At 49.6% G+C, this 22,728-nt stretch carries 18 protein-coding genes; all 18 read right to left on the reverse strand.

The genetic code is table 11. The features are described 5' to 3' along the window. Positions 1 to 74: 74 nt before the first annotated feature. The 18 genes from MIB40_RS05430 to MIB40_RS05515 all read right to left on the reverse strand — a co-directional run bounded on the left by MIB40_RS05430 (position 75) and on the right by MIB40_RS05515 (position 22,722). A complete protein-coding gene (locus tag MIB40_RS05430; protein ID WP_249691729.1) occupies positions 75 to 2,135 on the reverse strand; it encodes a TonB-dependent receptor domain-containing protein in 2,061 nt (686 codons plus the stop codon). Between the two features lie 240 nt (positions 2,136 to 2,375). Beyond that, positions 2,376 to 3,716, reverse strand: coding sequence for a HAMP domain-containing sensor histidine kinase (locus MIB40_RS05435; RefSeq protein ID WP_249691731.1), 1,341 nt, complete (start codon positions 3,714 to 3,716; stop codon positions 2,376 to 2,378). Continuing rightward, on the reverse strand, positions 3,713 to 4,417 hold the full coding sequence (locus tag MIB40_RS05440) for a response regulator transcription factor (protein ID WP_249691733.1): 705 nt from the start codon (positions 4,415 to 4,417) through the stop codon (positions 3,713 to 3,715). Before MIB40_RS05440 ends, MIB40_RS05435 begins: the two co-directional genes overlap by 4 nt. Before the next feature lie 161 nt (positions 4,418 to 4,578). Then, positions 4,579 to 4,902, reverse strand: a complete 324-nt coding sequence (locus MIB40_RS05445) for a DUF3817 domain-containing protein (protein ID WP_249691735.1) — start codon at positions 4,900 to 4,902, stop codon at positions 4,579 to 4,581. A 260-nt stretch (positions 4,903 to 5,162) separates the two neighbouring features. After that, positions 5,163 to 6,884 (reverse strand): hemopexin repeat-containing protein, encoded by a 1,722-nt coding sequence (locus MIB40_RS05450; RefSeq protein WP_249691736.1) that lies wholly within the window; start codon positions 6,882 to 6,884, stop codon positions 5,163 to 5,165. A gap of 305 nt (positions 6,885 to 7,189) precedes the next feature. Beyond that, positions 7,190 to 8,359 (reverse strand): hypothetical protein, encoded by a 1,170-nt coding sequence (locus MIB40_RS05455; RefSeq protein WP_249691738.1) that lies wholly within the window; start codon positions 8,357 to 8,359, stop codon positions 7,190 to 7,192. A gap of 125 nt (positions 8,360 to 8,484) precedes the next feature. Next, a complete protein-coding gene (locus MIB40_RS05460) occupies positions 8,485 to 8,736 on the reverse strand; it encodes a helix-turn-helix domain-containing protein (RefSeq protein WP_249691740.1) in 252 nt (83 codons plus the stop codon). A 190-nt stretch (positions 8,737 to 8,926) separates the two neighbouring features. Beyond that, a complete protein-coding gene (locus MIB40_RS05465) occupies positions 8,927 to 9,595 on the reverse strand; it encodes a hypothetical protein (RefSeq protein ID WP_249691742.1) in 669 nt (222 codons plus the stop codon). Positions 9,596 to 9,602: 7 nt separating this feature from the next. Further along, entirely contained in the window at positions 9,603 to 10,577 is a 975-nt protein-coding gene (locus MIB40_RS05470) for a hypothetical protein (protein WP_249691744.1), read from the reverse strand. A 43-nt stretch (positions 10,578 to 10,620) separates the two neighbouring features. Next, entirely contained in the window at positions 10,621 to 11,013 is a 393-nt protein-coding gene (locus MIB40_RS05475) for a hypothetical protein (RefSeq protein WP_249691746.1), read from the reverse strand. A 1,056-nt stretch (positions 11,014 to 12,069) separates the two neighbouring features. After that, positions 12,070 to 13,158 (reverse strand): BMP family ABC transporter substrate-binding protein, encoded by a 1,089-nt coding sequence (locus tag MIB40_RS05480; protein ID WP_249691748.1) that lies wholly within the window; start codon positions 13,156 to 13,158, stop codon positions 12,070 to 12,072. Between the two features lie 77 nt (positions 13,159 to 13,235). Beyond that, positions 13,236 to 14,162: an ABC transporter permease gene (locus MIB40_RS05485; protein WP_249691750.1), complete on the reverse strand. Its 927-nt coding sequence runs from the start codon at positions 14,160 to 14,162 to the stop codon at positions 13,236 to 13,238. 3 nt (positions 14,163 to 14,165) lie between these two features. Then, entirely contained in the window at positions 14,166 to 15,254 is a 1,089-nt protein-coding gene (locus MIB40_RS05490; RefSeq protein ID WP_249691752.1) for an ABC transporter permease, read from the reverse strand. Further along, complete coding sequence (locus MIB40_RS05495) at positions 15,244 to 16,821, reverse strand: ABC transporter ATP-binding protein (RefSeq protein WP_249691754.1); 1,578 nt, start codon at positions 16,819 to 16,821, stop codon at positions 15,244 to 15,246. The genes MIB40_RS05490 and MIB40_RS05495 overlap by 11 nt, the downstream gene beginning before the upstream one ends. A gap of 334 nt (positions 16,822 to 17,155) precedes the next feature. Continuing rightward, positions 17,156 to 19,837 (reverse strand): polysaccharide deacetylase family protein, encoded by a 2,682-nt coding sequence (locus MIB40_RS05500; protein WP_249691756.1) that lies wholly within the window; start codon positions 19,835 to 19,837, stop codon positions 17,156 to 17,158. Positions 19,838 to 19,951: 114 nt separating this feature from the next. After that, positions 19,952 to 20,344 carry a gamma-glutamylcyclotransferase family protein gene (locus tag MIB40_RS05505; protein WP_249691758.1) on the reverse strand — a complete coding sequence of 131 codons (393 nt, stop codon included), beginning with the start codon at positions 20,342 to 20,344 and terminating at the stop codon, positions 19,952 to 19,954. A gap of 160 nt (positions 20,345 to 20,504) precedes the next feature. Next, positions 20,505 to 22,016, reverse strand: a complete 1,512-nt coding sequence (locus tag MIB40_RS05510) for an aldehyde dehydrogenase family protein (RefSeq protein ID WP_249691760.1) — start codon at positions 22,014 to 22,016, stop codon at positions 20,505 to 20,507. A gap of 391 nt (positions 22,017 to 22,407) precedes the next feature. Next, positions 22,408 to 22,722 carry an NIPSNAP family protein gene (locus tag MIB40_RS05515; protein WP_249691762.1) on the reverse strand — a complete coding sequence of 105 codons (315 nt, stop codon included), beginning with the start codon at positions 22,720 to 22,722 and terminating at the stop codon, positions 22,408 to 22,410. Between the last annotated feature and the right edge of the window lie 6 nt (positions 22,723 to 22,728).

Below are 22,728 nucleotides of genomic sequence, written 5' to 3' on the forward strand. Positions count from 1 at the left end.
TCATAGCCGTCCATTATTCTCTCACTACCCGAGGAAACCCTGTACTTAGGGCACCTCTACCCAAGCATTTTCGATCAATACTTATAGCTAACGGAGAGTCGAACATCACGACCCGGCTCGTACAAGCCGGCAACAGTTTCCCAGCCCGCTATCTCGGAATAGTCGCCGACACTGGCGTGATCTCTGTAATATTCGTCAAACAGGTTCTGTACGGTAAAGTTAAGGGTCAGGCGGTCATCATTCAGCGGTAGCCACTGCACATAAATGTCATGCACCTGATAGCTGGGCTTATCGATTCGCTGGGTTTCACCGATCCAACCCAACTCAGCAGAGCGATGCAGCACTTCAACATTCTTCAAGCTCTCAACATAGGTAAAGTGCCAACCCATTTCGATGCTGTCTGACAAGCTGTACACCAGGTTAAGGTTCCAGGTATCTCCTAAGGAATTGCCCAGACCAACGTGCTCGTAGCCTTCCACGTCGTTGCCGTTGAGTTCGGTATTCATCGTGTGGTAGCTGGCTTGCAGGTTAAGTGCATCCCACTGATAACCAATCAACAATTCCAGTCCGTCGGTTTTCAGCTTACCGATATTTTCATAGTACGTGCTGTCCTCGGGCGCGGCTCCCCGACCTTGCTGATCGTAAATAACGTCATAAATATTGGAACGATACAATGACAGCTTGGAGTACAGATTATCGCCGTGATACTCGAGACCAAATTCGAAATTTTCAACCGTTTCTGCATCCAGCCCCGGCTGCAATGAAACAGCGTTTGGATTATGTTCCAACGTAAAGGTATCGCCGACTTCCTTGCCTCGCCTCGCCTCGGCATAGCCCGCTGTAAGCGTCCAGTCACCGCTCAGCGCATAAGCCAGACCGATATTGTTACTGAAACCATTGCTGTCGGTATCATGATTATAGGTAACCTGCTTCAATTCATAGTTGTCATAACGGCTACCAAAACTGAGCAACATCTGGTCGGTTATTTGCCAATGGTTTTGGATATAGACCCCTTCAACACTACCCTTTTCTTTAAACGACCCTATGGCTGGATCCCATGCCCAACCTTGCCATACCGAGGGATCATCCAAGTATTTGCTGCTGGCTTCGTCGTGACGATAATCGGCTCCATAAGTCAGCGTATGCGAGTCAAGGTAGGTGATATTACGAACGTCGAATCCGTAGGTTTCGATAGAGCCTTCATAGCGTCCCCAACGATCGTAGCGATCCTGCTCAATGGTCGATTCGGTGTAGTACGCGGTCGTTTCCAGATTAATCCAATCACTACTATTCAGCCGATGGTTAATCACCCCGGTCTTTCGCACACCATCCATAGGAAACAGATCATCATTTTCCAGCACGGGCCAGTTGGGTCGGGCCCCAAAATCACCATCCTCGTTGCGCTGTTCATAGCTCAGACTGATTGACTGATCATCCGTTAACTCACCATTGAATTTGATAAACCCGAGCTTTTGATCCGCCTCGGTCCCATACAGTTCGTTGCCCCTGCCATCTTCCATATTGTCGCTGTCGAGACGCGTGAAGGACGCGAGCATCCCCCAGTCTTCAGTCAATTTACCGTACCCGGTAACGCTGGTCTTATGGCCATCGTTGCTGAAGTAACCCGCTTTTACGATGCTACCGAACTGCTCGCCATCTCGCAGCAAGTCTGAGGCACTTTTGGTCTTGAAGCGGATGGCTCCCCCAATGGCACCGGCACCACTGGTCGCTTCACCAGCCCCGGCTTGCACCTCAACCGCTTGCAACAATTCCGGCTCGATAGACACACGCCCAATGTGGTGAAACAAAGAACTGGTTTGGGGCGCACCATCGACCGTGACATTGATTAAGGTATCTTCCAGACCACGGATATAAATTTTCTGGGCGATGCCGACCGAACCGCCGACCGACACCGAAGGTACATGGCGGAAAACATCGGATAAATCATTCGCCTGGTAGGTTTCTAACGCTTCCGGGGTAACAACGGTATTGGTCGCCTGCCCTACCACCACCACAGGTTCCGATTGAACGTTTTCGACGGGGACTTCGTCCGCAAAAATCGTCTGGGTTGGGATGGCGCTGGAACCGGCCAGCATGATCGCTACAGCACATCTCTTAGGGGTAACAGTCAGCATAACAGTGCCTTAATAATTCAAAAATAGGAATTATTCTCATTTACCGGGAGAAGGACAGGGGTTTTACATTTGTTACATCTACCGCCACCCCATGGCACAGGGTTAGTTTTCATTTTGGTGGCGGACAATGCCAGGAAAAAACAGCCTTCTCCCGAATGAAGGGCGGTTAAAATCGGTTTATGAGGCTTCAGAAATAACGCAGATAAACAGCCCATTCACCGCAAGGTCACGCCCAGCAGCTCAGGTTTTCGGGAGGGTTACCTGCATTAATAACCCGCCCGCATCCCGATTACGGGCATAGACACAACCACCCACGGCGGCAAGCTGCCTTCGAGCCAACGCAAGCCCCAAACCGAAACCACTATTGGCAGCCTGTCGTGATGGGTCGATGCGAAAAAAGGGCCGAAAGATCGCCTCCAGATACTGCTCAGGAACGCCCGGCCCACTGTCGCAAATACGTAGGGAATAGTCGTCTCCCTGGTTCTGCAGGGCGATATAAACCGACTCACCGACCGGCGAATAGCGCAGTGCGTTACGAATGATATTCTCCAACGCCTGCCCCAAGGACCGATGACTGCTGCGTTCCAGCACCGCCTCCTGAGGCAGTTCAGCCGTAATAATCCGGTCCGGAAATTCAAAACGGGCATCCCGGATAACAACATCGAGCAGATCAACCAGATCGAGAGTTTCATCATGAAGCCTGGGCCGTTCGTTATCCATCCAGGCCAAGGTCAGCGTGTCCTCAACCAACTTGCGCACGTGCACAGACTCGCGCCGAACCCGCTCCAGATTAGCGGACCTCTTGCCATCCTGAAGCAGCCCCTCTACAGCGATATCCAATCGGGTCAGCGGCGTCCGTAACTCGTGCGACAAGTCTGAAATTAGCTGCCTTTGATTGACGATCAGTTCCCCAATCCGAGCGGCCATCAAATCAAACGTTATCGCAAGATCAGTTAATTCATCCCGACGATTACCCAACAGTTTCTGCACCCGCACATCAAAATTACCCCGACTAAAAGCGCGTGTGGCTTTTCCCAGCTGACGCAGGGGCAACATAATATGCCGATAGAGAACAACCGCCACCAATGCCAGCAATACCATTGGTAGCAACACTTGAAGACTCAGCTTGACATAGTTCCAATAGGAACCTGGACGCATACGGTCTGGCAATCGGATCAATAAACTGGCACTGCCATCACTAAAGGGAAGCTCCATTACCGGATTCTCGACGAAGTACAGGTGGATCTTCCAGTCGACGTTCCTACCCAGACTGTAATCGTCCGAATACTCTCCCTTTGCTGGATCACCTGCAAAAAAATGAATATCAGATCTTGCCACCGAAACCCAGGTGTTTTCTTGCCGCTCGAGTTGATGCAACCATCGATTTAATGCCGGTAAATCTCCCGACAAGAAAAGCGTTTCTGCTTCACTACACCATCGCCTCAGCTGCTCTCTATCCTCAATATGAATAATACTCATATCTTCTTCGGCATTGGATGTTACCAGACCAATAACGTAAATCATAGCCACAACGCCGGTCGCAATGATCAACCACATTTTCCAGAATAAACGGCGCCTCACGCGATGCAATACCCTTTGCCATGAACCGTTTGCAAGCGTTCGCCCGACCAGCCCGCCTGGTTCAGCTTACGTCTGACCCGGCTAAGATGCATATCCAGACTGCGATCATGAGCTACCAGCCTGCGATTCAGTACGCTTCGGTAAAGGTCGGCCTTTGTCAGCAATTCACCCTGTCTGCTGATCAGTTCACTCAACAACCTGAATTGAATAGGTGTGAGTTCCAGCATGCGACCATTAACGGACACCACCCTGTTACTGGTATCAACCTTTAAGCCGTTAAGATGAAGCTCGGTCACCCCGGCCACGCCATTCGTGTCACGACTGCGCCGCAGAATAGCGGCTATTCGCAGTAGTAGCTCGGTAGTATTAAAGGGCTTACTCAGATAGTCATCGGCTCCCAGACTTAAACCGTGGATCCGCTCCTCTTCGGCGCCCCTTGCGGAGACAATAACAACCGGGATTTGATGGGTTTGTCGGAGTTTAGCCAGTAAGGAAAGCCCATCAAGCCTGGGCAACATAATGTCCAATACAACCAGTTGATAGGATTTACTCGTAAGCATCACCAATGCCGTTTCGCCATCGTGGCATTGATCGACACAGTACCCGGCCGCCCGCAATAGTTGGGTCAGTTGCTCATTGAGGTCGGTATCATCTTCGACCACCAGAATATCGCTACCGGGTGGTTTAGTGGCAGTACGCATTAGAATTATTGGTCTGGCCCCAGAGGACTGGAGCCTGCTCGATCCTGATTATTGATAAGTACCCAGCGGCCCACAGCAAGGGGCAGCACTGAGATCAGGGAAGCACTATATCAAAATCAAATAATAATGGGAATTATTATCATTTAATGACTGATTTCAAATTATGGCGTAGCAGGGTTTTCTGCCGCCAAGGCCAGATCTGCATCGTTCGCGTTATCGGCGCGCAACAATTTCCTGAGATACAGCTCGACGGCAACAAAGGCAAAAGGCACGATGGCTGCCAGAAAAACAAGTAACCAGCCAAAGATAGACCAGCTTCGTTTATGGGATACCTGAAGGGACAAGACCAAATAAGCGCAAAACAGCACGCCATGCATAATACCTAGTGGAAAAACATATTCCCGAGAAATAAACCCAATCGTCACCGCCAGTATCAGCAAATAAGACAAACCTTCCAGCCAACTCACCCATCGAAATGCTTTCAACTTCTACTCCAACTTATCGTTAATTGGTTTATCTACTTCAAATGCTACTTATGCCGCATACACTGCCATTAATCAACAGGACAAAATTACGAGCATTGTCGATACAGAAAAAAGCTGATCATACTTGCGTATTTTCATGCTGTAAATCAAATGTAATCAATTAGAAACCGACACCAATCCTCCTGAAATGAGTTTTATTGATTTGAGGTTACGCACGCATTATTACCTGAAAATCGTATAATCATTTATATATCCTATAGTCACTCATAGAATTCTGTGACCTCAAACGCTGGCTTTTCTAAATGACTTCTAGACTCACCCTTAACAATGTCACCGTTGCTAAGATTCCTTTCAGTAGAAATAATTTTTATTGCCTTACACTTTGAAATATCGGTCGAATACCAATAACTAATGCCATCTTCATCTGCACAAGCAACAGCGGCTCCGAAACGTACATTCTCACTATGTACATAGCGTGTAAATGTTGACTCTCTATTAGAGTCTGGTTCAATCACGAGCTTTTTATAGGTAAATCCATAAATGGTATTATCTTTTGGGGATATGCCGAGCTTCTGAATGTATAAATGGCTATCTTCGATACCATCCCCATCCTTACCTAAAGCCATAATATAGGGCCTATTGGATCCATTCGAGCCAGCACCAATGAGGGCCGTCGCACTTGAAACTACACCTTTTACAGAGCTTGATTTCCATAGTGAGGTACCGGGATATCGCCACCAGGCCACCACGTTGGGATTATCAACAACACTCTTTCCTGAAAGATCATCCCAATCAGGACACATACCCGTACAATGGGTTGCGATCACATATTCCCGAGATGTTTTATCATCAAAAAAGTAAGCAACAGCTTCCAGATTTTTACTGCTTTTTATCCTCAGGTGCTTTAATTCACTAAGCTTATTATCGCTATATTGTATAAATCGTATCTCACTACCAGATTTTCCACTCGACAAATCGTTAATTGGAATGGCAATACGATTTAGTAGCATTTGAATACCACCGGGATGCCCCCCTCCGAGACGAATTACAGAGGATTCGTTACCATATATACTTGCCATGACCAGAACCCCATCACCGCCCTTACTAGAATGGGTAAAAAACATTTTATCCTGATACACCGCCAGCCCTTGAATATGATCCCCATTTTCATAACTTGGCATGTTGAATTTATTGGCTCTTTCACCATATTCAATATCAACTTCACGGCCGAAATTATCAGATCCCAGTCTATCTAAAATATACTTGGTTGAACTATTCGATCCTATCTTGCCAACCCTCCCTCCCAACCATTCCTTATATGTGTCGCGGATAGCTGTAAACGAATGTCCCTGGCCATATTGTTTTTTGGCATAACCTACACCCGAAAAAAAATAATAGGAATTTTGGTCTTTAGCAAATACTGCAGCGGTTACCGGTCTTTTCTCATTCCAACCAGACCAAGCAGTTCGCTTAGGAGGGAAATCAGGACTTCCGCCATGAGAGTGTCTTGTATAGTTAACACCTTTGAACAAATAGTATTTCTTGGATTTTGAATTATAAATTACCGCATCTGGATTTCCGCTACCCCATTCAGATGGCCACCCGGACCACATACTTACTGGTCGTGGATACCCCTTATCGAAGGGCTTACCAAAAGGTTTACGAGCATACTGTCCATCTTTAAAAAAATAGTAAACTTTCTTATCACTATTATAAACTGCAGCATCTACCTTACCATCCTTCCACGGCCAACCTTTCCAGCCCTCAGAAATGGGTACTGATGATTGTGTTGGTTTTCCATAAGGTTTCTTTGCATATCTATCACCAGAAAATAGATAATAGTTTTTACTATCGCTGTTATAAACAATAGCGTTGAGATAATTGCTTAGCTTTTTTTCAGCGGAGAAAGAGCTTTCAATTGGCGCAAGAAGACTGATAATAAGCAAACATACAGATAAGCAAGTTTTTTGAGATAACTGCATACATAACGTCCCTTAGAATGATTCCTAATTACTGATAGGATCCAGTCTAGTATAAAAAAATGATTTGACTCCCTACCAAGATCTCACTATAGCCGTTATCTCGATTACTGATCGCACAATCATCTCATTATCTGTAGGAATCGATTCTTCCTTTCTACTTCGCGGCACAGAATTCAATTATTGGGATGGATCTATTTAAGATCGATTCCAACATACCTTTCGGAATCATCAACAAAAATCGTTACCTATGACTCTACTTAATAATCAGGAGAGGGTTAAACCCTCTCCTTTTTTCATGACAAGTATTACTCGTCACTATTAGTGAATCGAATTTCCCGACCCGCAGCAAACGCATTCGCTATCGCATCTCGACTTCGCTCACCATTATAGTCAAAATCAATGATTCCAGTAGCTGTAACCCTGGTAATTCTCAGCTTTATGTTGCTTGCAACCATAAACATAAAGGCAGCGCCAAGTGCTGCGCCCACGGTTATTGTGCCACGAATGAAGGGGTTTTGGACATCCATACAATTACTGGCTGAATCAAATGTAACGCCTTTCGATTTCCGATACTCATCGCCACTCGAAACCGCTAAAGAGTTACTCCCCTGCCCCTGGTATACACATTTATCCATCAGTCTGTTTTCACTTTCCGTAAGCTTCAATAAACTCTTAGTCAGGTCATAGTGCGAAGCGGCCATCAATGAGTCACAAGGGTTGCTTCCTTCTGAACCCGAGAATTGCAGAGTGGGCGACTGATAACGACTACTAAAGCCATGTGCTGTGGGGGCAGCTTGCAAGCCGGTAGTTTCACTATTACCGAAATATGGCGTAGCGGAGTATTCCGGCGCGCTCCAGGTATTGTTACTGCCAAGGGTAATTTGGGCATTATTCTTCCCATCCTTAAAGTCGAACTCCGCGGCTCCCGACGTAACACTGGCCGTCAAAACCTCATTCTGGGCAATCGTTGTTCCGGAGGTTAACCAGAATTTTACATTGGGCGTCATGGTTAACAAGAGTCCATTCTGAGCAGCCGTCGCCCAGGCTAGCTTTTGGTTGACAGAAAGGCCAAACACAAAGGTGTCAGACGGAATCTGTGGATTCGCACCAACCGTATTGATAAATAGCGAGCCAGCCGATCCATTATTTTGTAGGTTTGTAAATTTTGGAACCTGATTGGCCACTACAAAATCAACGTAGTTATCAGCGCCCGCTGCTGTAGAAACCGTTGTCGGTAGTGCTCCTTGCCCGACAATAGTTCCTGGAGCCACTGTAGATTGCTGCGACCACTGCAAGCCATAATTTATTGACCACGTGAAATTTGCTACCCCACCGTTCGCAGATATCTTATACGCCGTCGTTAACCATGCAGTGGAAACAAATCCGGCCTGCTCAAGCTCTGGTGATTTCTGAAACATATAAAAGTAAAAATCATTCGCCGAGCTATTAATTGCCTGAACTGTAAATTGTGTCATCGTAATCTCCCTATCATTAACGTAGATATTATCTTCCCCAGTCCGATCTCCTAAAAAGGTAAAACGGATGAAGCGTATAAAGACTACTAGAGATTAATTCTTCACCATTTACATTCGATCAACATTTATTTTTTATTTACTAAAACTAAACTTTTTCTATCCCTGGCAGGAGTAATATTAAAATGAGCCTTATAAGCCACCGTAAAAACGGAAGCGCTTGGATAGCCCACCTGATTACCAATTTCATAAATACAAAGACGTGTTGATCCAACAAGATATCTCGCCTTCTTCATTCTTTGGACACGTAACCATTTCATTGGCGCCATCCCACAATTTTGCTTAAATACTATTGATAGCGTCGTGTGATTAGTCGCCATCTTTGATGCCAGTATTTTTGTGCTGTGCTTTTCACCAATGTGCTCCAAAAGATAGAGGCAAGCATCAGTATATAGTTTCCGTTTTTTTCTCTTTGGATGTTTGTTCCTTGAAATTCATTTCCGCATCCTTTCATCGAAAATTGACTATAAAACCATCCTGTTTTATTCCATCGATTATCTGCATATCCACTTATTCCATAAGAACCAATTGGTTCGCGCTGCTAAGCTGTGCGGCAAGAGAGCAACTGAACGGGCTATAATCGATAGCTAGACTTTGGCCAGACACCGAATCAGCATCAATTATTTCGCCCAGATTATAATTCCCAAATACAAGTCTGTATTTAACGCTATCCTGCCAATCAAAACTCATATTGGCTTGTGCATTGACCAGGAGCCCTCCTTGTCCTGATAGGCCCAAACCTATTCCAGCGGCTAGTGATACAGGTATTTGATCTCCATTGGGCACACTGCCATCACAACTTGTAATATAACTACTACTGGGTGATGACTGACCCACTTCGTTAAATTTGTAGGTGCCATGGCTTTTCAGAAAACTTAAGGAGATATGATTATTATCACTGTCCAGGGGAACAAGCTGCGATGAAGCAACATCAGACATTTCATGAACCGAATCGGATACATTGCATATAACGCCTATATCAAGTTTTTTACCCGGCTGACACCAGATACCCGAAAAGCTTTCCTTCCAGGTAAAACTGACTGATGCACCAGCAACGCAATAGCCACACATCCATACCAACGTCCATACTCCAGGAAATGTCTCAACTTGCTCCAAATACAAAGCAAACGTCGTATCATTATTGGAATTATTAGTTACCTTAAGTTGATAAGTTTCCATAATCTATTTATGCCCATTTAATGGTGTATAGCTCCGCAATATTCTGTGACCTTGTTTCCTTTCCTCCAGCGACACTGGTTTCAGTTGTTTGACCGGTTATTAGCCCCATACCTCCGCCACCTCCTTGCACATTTGTCGCGGTCACAAAGCCCAACGAATGACTATGCTGATAGAAGGCATCTGCTTGCCAAGTACCCGGGTAATCACCTGTAATCTGGCTGTTACCTAGCATGACCCTGTCTGTTGCGTCTTTATCGACACCAGCCCCTCTGTCCACAGCCCGACTGAAATACCCCCGCATATCAGGTAACAGTGAACGCCCATTCGGACCGGCTCCAAACTTTTTATTGATCACACTATCGAGACGGGATTGATTTTCAGTAAGCTCAAGAGGTTCAGCACAAAGACTTAATTCACGGGGTGGTGCAACCAAAGCCGCTATATATTGACGTCGCTCCCCTATGCTTCCACTTACGATACAAGCCAAGTTTTGCTTTGGTCGATTTCCCAGATTAGCGGTGACAGACTCTATATATATGAGCTTGCCGCTATCAGAACTTGCTATCGATACAGATACCACTTCAGCCTTACTGCCTACCTTCATCTTGAGCTTTATACAATGATCCCCCTGCTGGCTAATAGTTTGTTCAACATCATGAAAACCATCAGATAAAATCAGGCTCACATTTGCGGCACTGGGTAACGACAAGCGAATTTTTGCCGAAATTGTCCGACCAAGAAGATACTGTTTCCATCTGGGAAATTCGTGTAATTGTTGCTTAAAGACCATCTCCCCAGCCCCATTACTGGTAAGGATGGAACAAAAATCATTCACCTTCGATATCCTGCCTCCTGTTCCTTTATCAGAGTACAACCAACCATCGGGATGGTTGTACAGCACTGATCCAGCAGCATCCTCTATTTGGTTACTGAAATATTCAAAATAGGCGTTATAAACCAAATTGAAATTAATAGCTGACATAACAGTGCCTCCATTCATTTATTGTTATGGAATATATTGCGAATTACTTTTTGTTTTGTTTAATATTATTTACATGCCTCACAGAAAGATTTACCTGCATGGCAATTCTTGATTGAGAAACTCCGACAGCAATAAGATCTTTTATAAATAGGTTTCTGACCTGCCTGTCTATCTGTGTTGTTGTGGGTATAAAAAGCATGTCACCACCATAAATATCACTTAACGCCTTTAATTCATCTTCATTCAAAATTTCAGATAAGGTTGAACAGCGGTAGTTTTTTGCAATGTATTTTGTTTGCCCTCCATAGGCTTTGGAAAACGTATAAAACCTTGGCAAACCAAGGATCGCAGACAACTCTTGCGCGCTCCTTGGCAACTCGCAGACCGGCACTTTATTGAGATAAAACAACGTTACTACTGTAGGTAGTGTAAACATGATCGAACCCATTTTTTGACGGCATATACACAGAATATTTGAATGTATCGCCTTAGCTAGTATGAACCAGTGCACTGTTGATTGGGTTTAGTTAGTGTGATAAAAGCGCATAGGGGCTGTTAATATCTTAAAATGAGTTAATTTCATACTTTTAAAAAAACACTTATCTACAGATCCCTATACCTGTCACAGCATCCAGCACATCAACCAAAGTGTGGATTCATCATATTTGATGGAAAGACCAGAGCGTTATAATTTTGTTGATTATTCCGCACAAAATTTCATTAGATGACAAATTTCAGGGCAATAAACCCTGTTTATCTTTTTGCACGAATCAATTACAGACACCATCATTCAGCGCACGAAACCCCTAAGGAAGCCATCGGGGTACAGGAGGGGCGCAGCCTAACCCGTTGATTTGGGAAAATTTTGAGAAGCTCATAAACCCTGACAGATCTTCCAGGGCGTCTCTGATACTCAACATCAAAACAAGCAATTTCGTCCCACAGGCAACTTCGCTTCTTCTTGCGCAATAATAGAACGAAACAAAGCCACTCTGGCAGGTTGTGAATTGTGTTTTGAGCTGGCCAAGACCAGACTTAAATAGCCGGCAAAAGGGCGTACAGATTTACTTAATCAGTGTTTGACCAATGGTCGACTTGAGTCGATTTATAACGTCTTAGCGGCAATACCGACAGGAAACCAATATCCCGCTACGCGCTCTTCACAACTAACATGATATTTTGCCCTCATTGAACAACCGATTCACACAGAGAGGTAAGAGCTACGGACTTATCCCATCGCTCGCCTTTTCTTTTCCTGGCTCATAAGCAAAAACATGATCCGTTCTTCCATTTATTCGCTTCCGCCATCCCTGGCTCACGCGACGACCGACAGGGACGTTGGAAGTGCCGTTTTTGCAGTAGCAAAAAACGACCCGTACATCCTGTCAAGGTCGCTCTTGGCCATCCATGGCCTCGCGACATACCGTTCTTCCATGAACATAAAAAAGCCCGCACGGGGCGGGCTTCTGTTCAGCAATAAGAAAGAAGGTGTTTACTTGGGCAATTCGCCCTGCACCCCTTCGACGTACCAGTTAAATGAAAGAATCTCACCATCCTTCATGGTAGTGCCTTCAGGCACAACAACTTTACCTTGCTGGTTTTTGATCGGACCCTGGAACGGGTGGAAGCTGCCGTCGATGATCTTGGTCTTCAAACCTTCCACCTGAGCAACAACATCTTTGGGGATAGCGGCATTATAGGGTGCCATTTTGACCATATCGGCAGCCATGCCACCCCAGGTGTCATCGGCTTTCCAAGTACCATCCAGAACCGCCTTGGCGGTTTCCGTATAGAAGCCACCCCAATGCACTACGCTGCCGGTCAAGTGTGCTTTAGGACCAAAGGCTGTCATATCGGAATCGTAACCGAAGGCATAGACACCCTTTTCTTCGGCCGCCTGAACGGGCGCTGGAGAGTCGGTGTGCTGATTAATAATATCGGCGCCCTGGGCGATCAAGGCTTCGGCGGCTTCACGCTCTTTCGCCGGGTCGTACCAGCTGTTGATCCAGACCACTTTGACTTCGGCCTTGGGGTTCACACTGCGCATGCCGAGGGTAAAGGCGTTGATACCCTGAACCACTTCAGGGATCGGGAAGGCGGCCACGTAACCGATGGTGTTGGTCTTGGTCATATGCCCGGCGATAACGCCTGTCAGGTAACGACCTTCATAGAACCGCGCGGAGTAGGTACCGACGTTCTTGGAGCGCTTGTAACCGGTGGCGTGCATAAAGGCACCCTTGGGGAAAGCCTTGGCCACTTTCAGGGTCGGGTTCATATAACCAAAACTGGTGGTAAAGACCAGATCATGGCTTTGGGCCAGTTTGCGAATCACCCGCTCGGAATCGGCACCTTCGCTGACACTTTCCACATAGCTGGTTTCAATTTTATCGCCCAGTGCGGCTTCCATCTCCTGACGGCCCAGATCGTGTTCGTAGGTCCAGCCGGCATCACCGATGGGGCCCACATAGACAAAGCCGATCTTCAGCTTGTCGGCCGCAAAGGCGGAGCTGGATACCGCCGCCGCCAATAACAATGAAGCAGCGCCGCGAAGCAGTCCCGCCGAGGTCAATCGAGTTTTCATCCCTTATCTCCTTGAGAGTGTTAATGTCTTCTAGTATCTCGCCGCGCCCGCGCCCATAAAGGAACGCCTGCCTCAGGCTATTGTGTTTTATGGAAGGGTTTGCCCAACGACATCGGGGCAAACAGCTTAATCCGTGCCTGATTGCTGGATAACAGTACCAGAACAATGATGGTTGCCATATAGGGTAAAGTAGCCAGCAGGTTGGAAGATACCGACACTCCCAAACCCTGCATCACCAGATGCAGGATACTGGCGGCACCAAACAGGTAAGCTCCCAGCAGCACTCGACCGACTCGCCAACTGGCGAACACCACCAGAGCCAGCGCAATCCAGCCGCGGCCGGCGGTCATATTGTCCGACCAGAGTGGTGTATAGGCCAATGACAAATAGGCTCCTCCCAATCCAGCCATGGCGCCTCCGAACATCACCGCCAGATAGCGCACACGAATCACCGACAAACCGACAGCCACCGCAGAATCGGGAGACTCCCCCACGGCTTTCAGGATCAGCCCGGGACGGCTGTGGTAGATAAAGATGAATACCGCGCCAAACAGAATAAAGGAGAGATAAACCAGCGGATCCTGGGCAAACAGCGCCTTGCCGATCAGCGGAATGTCGCTCAACACCGGGATCACCCAGGCTTCCATTCCGGTCAGCGGCTTGCCGACAAAGTCACTGCCAATATAGGCACTCAGGCCTGCGCCGAAGATGGTCAATGCCAAACCGCTGGCGACCTGGTTGGCGTTCAGGTTCAGCGCCAGGAAACCAAACAACAGCGACATCAACATACCCACAGCAATACCAGCGGCGACTCCGAACCAGAGGTTGCCGGTGGTAAACGCTATTGCGAAGCCGGCCATGGCGCCCATTAGCATCATGCCCTCCTGGCCAAGATTCAGAACACCGGATTTTTCACACACCAGTTCACCCAGCGCCACCAGCAACAAGGGTGTACCGGTCCGCACCATGGCAAATAAAATATTGGTAATCAGGTCGATATCCATCGATCAGGCCTCACTCGCCACGGCATTGGTGTCGGCCCGCTGCCAACGAATGCGATATAAAATCAGGAAGTCACAAGCCAGCAGATAGAACAGCAAAACACCCTGGAACAGGCCGCCGAGCGCCAGCGGTAGGCCCATTTCGATCTGACCCATTTCGCTACCCATATAGACCAACGCCATCAGCAAGCTGGCCAGCAATATACCCACCGGATGCAGTCGCCCCAGAAAGGCAACAATAATGGCGGAATAGCCGTAGCCCGGCGATACGGTAGGTACCAGCTGGCCGATGGGACCGGTCACTTCGCTAACACCGGCCAGACCCGCCATACCACCACTGAACAGCAACACCAGCAGCACCAGCTTCTTCTCACGAAAACCGGCGTAATGGGCTGCGCTGCTATCGAGCCCCAGCACGCGAATCTGGAAACCGATAAAGGTGCGACTCAGCACCACCCAGATTACCGCCACCGCGAGCAACGCGAACAGTGCGCCCAGGTGCAGGCGATAGCCCTCCATCAATACCGGCAGGGTTATCCCTTCGGTAAACAATGCCGACTCGGGAAAGTTAAAACCCGCCGGGTCTTTCAATGGCCCATGCACCCCGAACAGCAACAGGTTCAGGGCGATATAGTTGAGCATGATGGTGGTGAGAATTTCGTTGGTGTTGAAATGGTTTTTCAACAACGCCGGAATTGCCCCCCAGGCCATACCGGCAAAGGCACCGGTCAACAGAACCAGCGGCAACGCCCAGCTGGAGGTGGTCTCCAGGAAGTTAAGCGCGGCCCAACTACCGATCAAGGCCCCCATCAGTAACTGGCCTTCGGCACCGATGTTCCACACATTGGCTCGGTAACAAATGGCCAGCCCGGTGGCACAGAGCAAAATAGGAGCCGCTTTCACTCCCAGCTCCGATAACCCATAGAGGTCAGCCACGGGTAATATAAAGAAGGTATAGAGTCCGCCGAGGGGCGACTCGCCCTGCACCCAAAACAACAACGCACCGGTAATCAGGGTTAACACCAGGGCCAGCAAGGGGGAACAATAGGACATGACACGGGATTCTTCCGCCCGACGCTGAATACTAAGCGACATCGGTATTCTCCCGGTTGCTCTGGTCGAGGTTATCGTCGGCTTCCCCGAAGTGCCCTGCCATCCAACTGCCCACCTGGGCGATACTGGTTTTGGCCGTTTCCGCCATCGGCGACAAGCGTCCATGACAGATCGCGCAGATGCGATCGCTGATCTCAAACAGCTCATCGAGATCTTCGGAGACAATCAGAATGGCCGCACCCTTGTTGCGCAGTTTGATCAGTTCTTTGTGGATGGCCACCGCAGCGCCGATATCAACCCCCCAGGTGGGGTGGGAGGCGATCAACAGGGTGGGATGCTGAAGGATCTCCCGCCCCATGATAAATTTTTGCAGGTTACCGCCGGACAGACTCTTGGCCGGGGCGTCGATACTGGCACATTTAACATTAAACTGGTCCACCAGCTGACGGGCAAAGTCCCGCGTCTTACCCCAGTTGATCAGGCCGCGACTGACCAGCCCCGAACGAGCAGCGGTTAACAAGCCGTTCTCGGCCAGGCTCATATCGGGTACAGCCCCTCGACCCAATCGCTCTTCGGGCACAAATGCCAAACCGGCTTCCCGGCGCTGACCCGGGTACATATGAGCAATATAACCATGGGGCAGACGTATCGATTCTCGATGACTCTCCAGCGACTCGCCGCTGAGCGCCGCCAGCAACTCTTCCTGACCATTCCCCGCCACCCCGGCAATACCGACAATTTCACCGGCGCAAACATTAAGGTTAATGTCGTGCAGCGACACGCCGAAGGGATCGCGGGAGACCTGGCTCAGGTTGTGGATACTGAGGTATTCTTCGCCGCCCTGGGCGCGGTCGTGAATGGCGCTGACCGGGGTATCGTCGCCGACCATCAAACGGGCAATGCTCTCGGCGGTTTCATCGGCGGGGACACATTCTCCGGTCACCTTGCCACCGCGCAAAATAGTCGCGTTGTGACACAGCGCCTGAACTTCGTTCAGCTTATGGCTGATAAACAAAATACTGCAGCCTTCGTCGGACAACTGGCGCAGAGTTGTGAACAACCCCTCGACCTCTTGCGGGGTTAGTACCGAAGTGGGTTCATCCAAAATCAGCAAGCGAATGTTCTGAATCAGGCAGCGAACAATCTCGACCCGCTGACGCTCGCCAATCGACAAGGTGTGCACCAGACGATCCGGTTCCAGTGCCATACCATAACGCAACGATACCTCACGAATACGCTGGGCCAGAACCGACATGTTTTTGGCTTCGTCAGGGTCCAGGCACAGGGCAATGTTCTCTGCCACGGTCAGCGTCTCAAACAATGAAAAGTGCTGGAACACCATACCGATGCCCAGCTTACGCGCCACCGCAGGCTCACCAATCTCCACCGGCAGACCGTCCCAGAACAGCCGCCCCTCATCGGGCTGCATGACACCGTAGATCATTTTCATCAGGGTGCTTTTACCCGCTCCGTTTTCACCGAGCAGGGCATGGATCTCTCCGGGCAGGATATCGAGATTAACCCGATCATTGGCTAGAACCCCGGGAAAGCGCTTGCTAATGCTACGCAGCGAAACCCGCGGTTGGGGGGAAGCTTGGGAAGTTGTCATCGGTTTCTATTGTTTAGGGAACTCAGTCCCGTCGCACTGGCGAGGAAAGCGCAAATGCTATCCTAAACCGGGGTTCACGAAAAGAGACCCGTATTGGTACAGGTCATAGAATGCACAATTAGCTTCAAAGCCAGTGGGGCTCCCAGAGCTAAAATCGGCCAGAGTTGCCCGATATATCCGCGCGATTTAGCCGCCCTGACGCGGCGATCAAAAATCATCCAAAGGCATCGAGACGGCGACTACTGCTGGCTTGCCCAACCTGCTCCACAACTACACACACATCTATCCACAGAAACTGTGCATAACCATCCGCCGCCATTCCAAAAGCTGAACTCTAGCCCTCCGCCAGGGCCTTAATTTTGGCTTGTAGCTGTTTCGCCTTTTTATAGGAGGGATACAGGTGCAGATACCGCTGATAATAGGCGATCGCCAGTTCCGGCTTATCCAGCTTGACCATCATATCCCCCAGATTGAGGTAGATCGGAGTACGACGGGGCGCCAATTCGACGGTGCGGTAATACCAGATCAAGGCTTCGTCGTTACGGCCCAGCTTGTCGAGCACAAAGCCATAGTTATTCACAATGTTCTCATTGTAGGGGTTCAGCTTGACCGCCTGGGCCCACTTCTTTTCGGCCTCGAGCAACTTGCCGGCTCGCAACAGCGTCAAGGCCTCTGCATCCAGTTGATAAGCCGCTCGCACCCGCTGGTTATTCTTTAACGCGGTGTCGGGGTTGCCCGTCGACGGCGCGCCGACCGATGATGCTGTGTCGGAACGGGATTTCTGCAGCTCCAGCTGGCGCCCGATTTCAGAGCTTAAATCGTCTTGCTTGGCGGTCAGTGCGGCCACCTGGCGAGCCTTTTCCTGGGCGGCAAGTTGTTGCTTGCGAGCACTCGAATCGGCACCCAGTTCAAACACAAAATCGCCTCCCTGATTGCCAATCAGATTACCGAACGCCGGCGTCTGCGGCGCATAACTGGCCACGACCGGGGACACGTAAGTCCCAATTTCAGAGGCGGTCAGGTAACCATTGTTGTCGGTGTCCGCTTTACCGTCGAGCGCCTGCAACAGGGCCCAGGTGAACACCGAATGACCATTGGGTCCACCGTCAGCAACCTCCTGGTCGGCACCACCGGCCGTGAGAATCTGGCGGGCATGGCGATCGGTAATATGCTCAAGGTAATTGAAAGCCTGCGCGCCGCCGCCGGAGCGGGTCAGTGCCAGTCCCGAGTAGCAACTGTCCATCACAAAATAGACATGCTTGGCGGGAATCATGGCCGAGAAGTCACTCAGCTGGCTCATGCTAATGCCCTGCACCGGATACCGTTCCAGATCCGCATCGACAGGAATCAAGTATCCCAGGCTTTTGCCACTGGGTAGAGGCCGGGTGGCGCCATGACCGGCGTAGAAAATAAAGACGCGATCATCCTTACCCACTTTTTTCGGGTCCGCCAGGGTATAACCCAGAACCTCGGCGATATTATCGCGACTGGCATCATCATCGTAGAGTTCGATGATATGGTCTTTGGCAAAACCAAATTCTTGCTGCAGTTTGTCGGCAATGCTGCGAGCATCATTGACCGCATAGTCGAGTTTCGGCCAATGCTGATACTCATTCACCCCGATCACCACCGCCCAGCTGTTTTTATAGAGCTCAGGCTTCTTTGCCTGGGGCAGCTTGGGTACCCCTTCGTCACCCAGGGTAAAAGGGGAACCATCCAGAGTAGTTACCCGGTAGCCCTGCTCGGCCAAGCCTTCAAGAATCAAGGGTAGGGCTGCGACGGTCTGCTTGTGGATATCATGAAACAGCAATACTCCACGCTGCTTTTTGTTGAGCAACTCCAGGGTGCGCTGGGCGATCGATTCCGGAATCGGGTCGGCCCAGTCCATCGAATCCACATTCCACATAATGGACGCCATGGACTGCTCGGCGACAATCGATTCCAACGCCTTGTTCTTGGAACCATAGGGTGGACGGAACAGGCGGTTTTCAAATCCGGTCGACGCTTTGATCAACTCATTGGTTTTATAGAGCTCGGCAATCTGGCGCTCGGTCTCCAGCTTGGTCAACTCGGCGTGGGAGAAACTGTGGTTGGCCAGAATATGACCCTCATCGAGAATGCGATCGATCACTTTCAAGTTGCGCTTATTTAACGTCGCCCGGCTTTGACCGTTAGCATCGGTTGTGACCGAGCCCAGGTTCTTGCCCACCGCAAAGAAATAGCCTTTTACCTCGTAGGTTTTCAGCGTGTCGAGAATTTTTGCCGTGCGCAAACGATGCGGGCCATCATCAAAAGTCAGCACCACGGTTTTTTTCGGCAGGCCATTGCCCCAGACCACCTTCGGCAATTGACCGGCTAACTGGTCCTTTTTGTCTCTTGCCAAATTAGCGCCGCGGGTTTTCTCTCGGCTCAACCGCGGAGCCGCCTCAACCTCTTGTAAAAGCGACTGATCATCATAACGTTGACGTAAATAGTCGAGATAGTGCTGCCAGTCTTCATTGGCGCCACGACTCTTGCCCAGTTTGGACAAGGTTTTACGATATTGCTCACGAAAAAAATCGGACACCGATTGAATATCGGCGTTGATTTCACGTAGCTGAATCAAGCCCTGTGCCGGCACCTGGCGCTCTTGCTCAAGCAACAACAGTTCTTCGGCCAGATCCGCAAACGCTAACCGGTCCGCACGCTGCAATGCCTGGTTGTTCTGGTAGTAATCGATAAATTCAAGAGTAACGGACAATAACCGGCGCTTGCTGGTCAAGACCATCTCGGACTCAGCACGCTGAATCAGATGATAGAACTCATGATGGCTCTGGTCATAAAAATTTCTGGCGCTGTGGACATGACGATCGAGGGGATCCAACTCGGTGGCTTCGGCGAGCAGAAGAATCATTTTCTGGTGGCTGGCCAATAACCGGTCAAAGGCTTGCTGGCTGTCAGTTTGAGCACCAACACTCGAACTCCACAAACAAAAACTGACCAATAGTACCTTTGCCAGCCCGAATGCCTGCCACATATCCCTTGCTCCACAACCAAGATCGAAGAGCCCGATTGTACCGGTTATGGGTAAACAGGATCAAAACGGACGAGCAAAAAGGCTTAAATGGCAGCGAGTCGAGTAACTATCGGTTTACGATTCCTGTTGATGACCGACCCAGTCTCCCGATTCGATCAGTGGGGATTGCCAATAGCGTCGATCTTCAAGGATGTACAAATGAGCAAGGCCGCTACCCGTCGTTACCTGCACTCGATCGTAGAACTTTTTCTCGTCAACCAGGCGAGGCTTCGTATGCTCGGGATAGTAACCTTCCATCTGATCCAGCGCCTTGAGAACCGGTGGTGTGACACGGTAGATTTCAACCGTTATATAACCCTGTCCGCGACGCACCCCGGGAAAGCGGCCCAGGGAAAACATCTGCCAACCTGGTAACCGGGTTTTAGCGACATATTCTGAGTGTGCCAGAATATGATGATTCCACAGTCCTCGACGAAGCGAACCGTAGACAGCGACAAGGGGCAGCATAGATTGTTTCCGAACAGGAAATAAATAAAAATGGTGCCGGATAATACACCCATGAGTCCAGATCAGTTTGATTAACAGGACGGCAGGCAAGTCCATCAACAAGGAATATCGGGTTAACCCCTACCAAGAACGGGCCAAGGGCAAACCGAGCTTTGCTGAATCAATAATCCGGACCAATGACGTCCTGCTTTTTAAGCTCGGAATAGTCATCGAAGATGTGGCCAGAATCAACCTGCTTGCGTTCCGACTGATCTACCCCGCCGAAAGGCATGGAGATCTGGTTATCGCAGGCATAATAACAGTTCACATTCATGGCCCCGGCGTGCACCCGCTCGGTGACATATTGCGCGGTATCCCGGCTTTGGGTCCAGACACTGCCAGCCAGCCCACAAATCGACTCATTAACAATGGCGATCGCTTCATCAACGGTGGCAAATTTAATCACCGACAGCACCGGCCCAAAAATCTCCTCCTGGGCAATTACCATATCCATGGTCACGCCGGTAAAGATGGTCGGTTGATAATAGAACCCCTGTTCGCTAGCCAGCACTGGCGTACCGCCCAGTTCCAGGGTAGCCCCTTCTTCAAGGCCCAGGCGAACATAATGATCCACCGCTTCCAGTTGCTGATGATCGACACAGGGGCCGACCAGGGTATCGGGGTCCAGTGGATTCCCCGGCATCCAGTCTTTAGCGTATTCTTTCAGTTTCTCGACAAAGGCGTCATGGATATCTTCGTGCACCGCAAGACGAGAGCCGGCCGTGCAGGTTTGTCCAGTATGGAAATAGTTGGCAGCACATTGACGAGCCGCGGCCTTATCGAGATCGGCATCGGGAAAGATCACATTGGCACTCTTGCCACCAATCTCATTCAGTACGCGCTTAAGATTAGAGCGTCCTGAATAATCTTCCATCAACTCGGCGACCGATCTCGAACCGGTAAACGTCAAGCAATCGATATCTTTATGCAGCCCCAGAATTTCACCGAGCACCGCGCCGGAGCCCGGCAACACATTCAGGACACCCTCAGGCAACCCGGCCTGACGAGCCAGCTCCGCATACCGCAGAGCTGACAGCGGGGTGCTAAAGGCGGGCTTTAAAATCACCGAGTTACCCGCGGCCAGTGCAGGCGCCACTTTCCAGGCCGTTGTCGCCAAGGGGTAATTTCGGGGGGTTATGGCCGCAACGATGCCCATGGGTACTCGACTGGCAATGGCCAGCTCTTGCTCGGCAAAAGGGTGTATTTCCTGGTAAACCTTATCGATGCTTTCCGCATTCCAGCGAGTGGTTCGAATAGTCGAGTGAATGTCACCATCGTCGCCCAGGGTATTGGAGATCGGCTTACCGGTATCGAGAGATTCCAGCAACGCCAACTCTTCCCAGTGCTCTTCGATCAGGTAGGCCCAGCGCAACAGAACCTGTTGGCGTTGCACCGGCGCTATGTCCGACCAGACTCCGGAGTTAAAGGTATCACGGGCCACTTGAACCGCAAGATCCGCATCTTTCTGGCCACAAAAGGCGACATCAGCCAATACCCCACCGGTAGCAGGATTGAAGGTCGGACGGGTTTCCCCGGAGATCGCATCGACGAATTGGCCGTTGATATAGGCGCGCCCCTCGATTGTCAGGTTCGCAGCTCGTTGTTCCCAGCCGGCCAGAGATAGCTTGTTCATAATAGGTTACTCAGTCAGCCCCCATTCACCTTCAACCGCTGGCGATTAGAAAACGGGGCACTCCATTGACACGAAAGCCGTAACTTAAGCCTAATTGCGCACCATATAGCAGCTGATCTCGAGTATCAGCGACAAGTGTCGCAAAATTAGCTAAACGTCTTATACAGTAACAATATGAAAACTGTCTATATATTGAGCAAAATTAATTCGCAACCGACAAAAAAAGCAGGTCACCTGGCTGCGAATCAGACACGCTGAGTACCCTTAAAAGAGCTACATCGACCGTACTACGGGCAATACAGACAAGGGGACGGCGCAAAAATTTACAATATTTGAAACGGATCTCTGACACCTACGCCGAGCAACAGAACGGGACGTTTCCAACGGCTGCTCAGTCCATAAACGGCGCATTATTCATCAATCGATTTTCCTGGTGCAGGTAATAACCCGCATCGGCCGTGATTTTTAAATAGTGTTGCCATTCCGGATCGGCTTTCATCGCCGCGCGCCGGTGCTCTCGATCACCGGCATCCTGATAACACCAAATATGAGTAAAGCTATTGATATTGCCAGTTTCCGGCACCAGGAAAGCAAAGGGTTTACCCAGATGCCTTGTCTGCGCCGCAAAGCCGTAGCGCTGATAGAGGTCCAGCTGCTTCGATAAGGTTCCGGGATGCAGCGTGTAGGTCCGCACATCAAATAACATTTCCAA

Origin of the sequence: Aestuariirhabdus haliotis, from assembly GCF_023509475.1 — a bacterium.
GTDB classification, from domain to species: domain Bacteria; phylum Pseudomonadota; class Gammaproteobacteria; order Pseudomonadales; family Aestuariirhabdaceae; genus Aestuariirhabdus; species Aestuariirhabdus haliotis.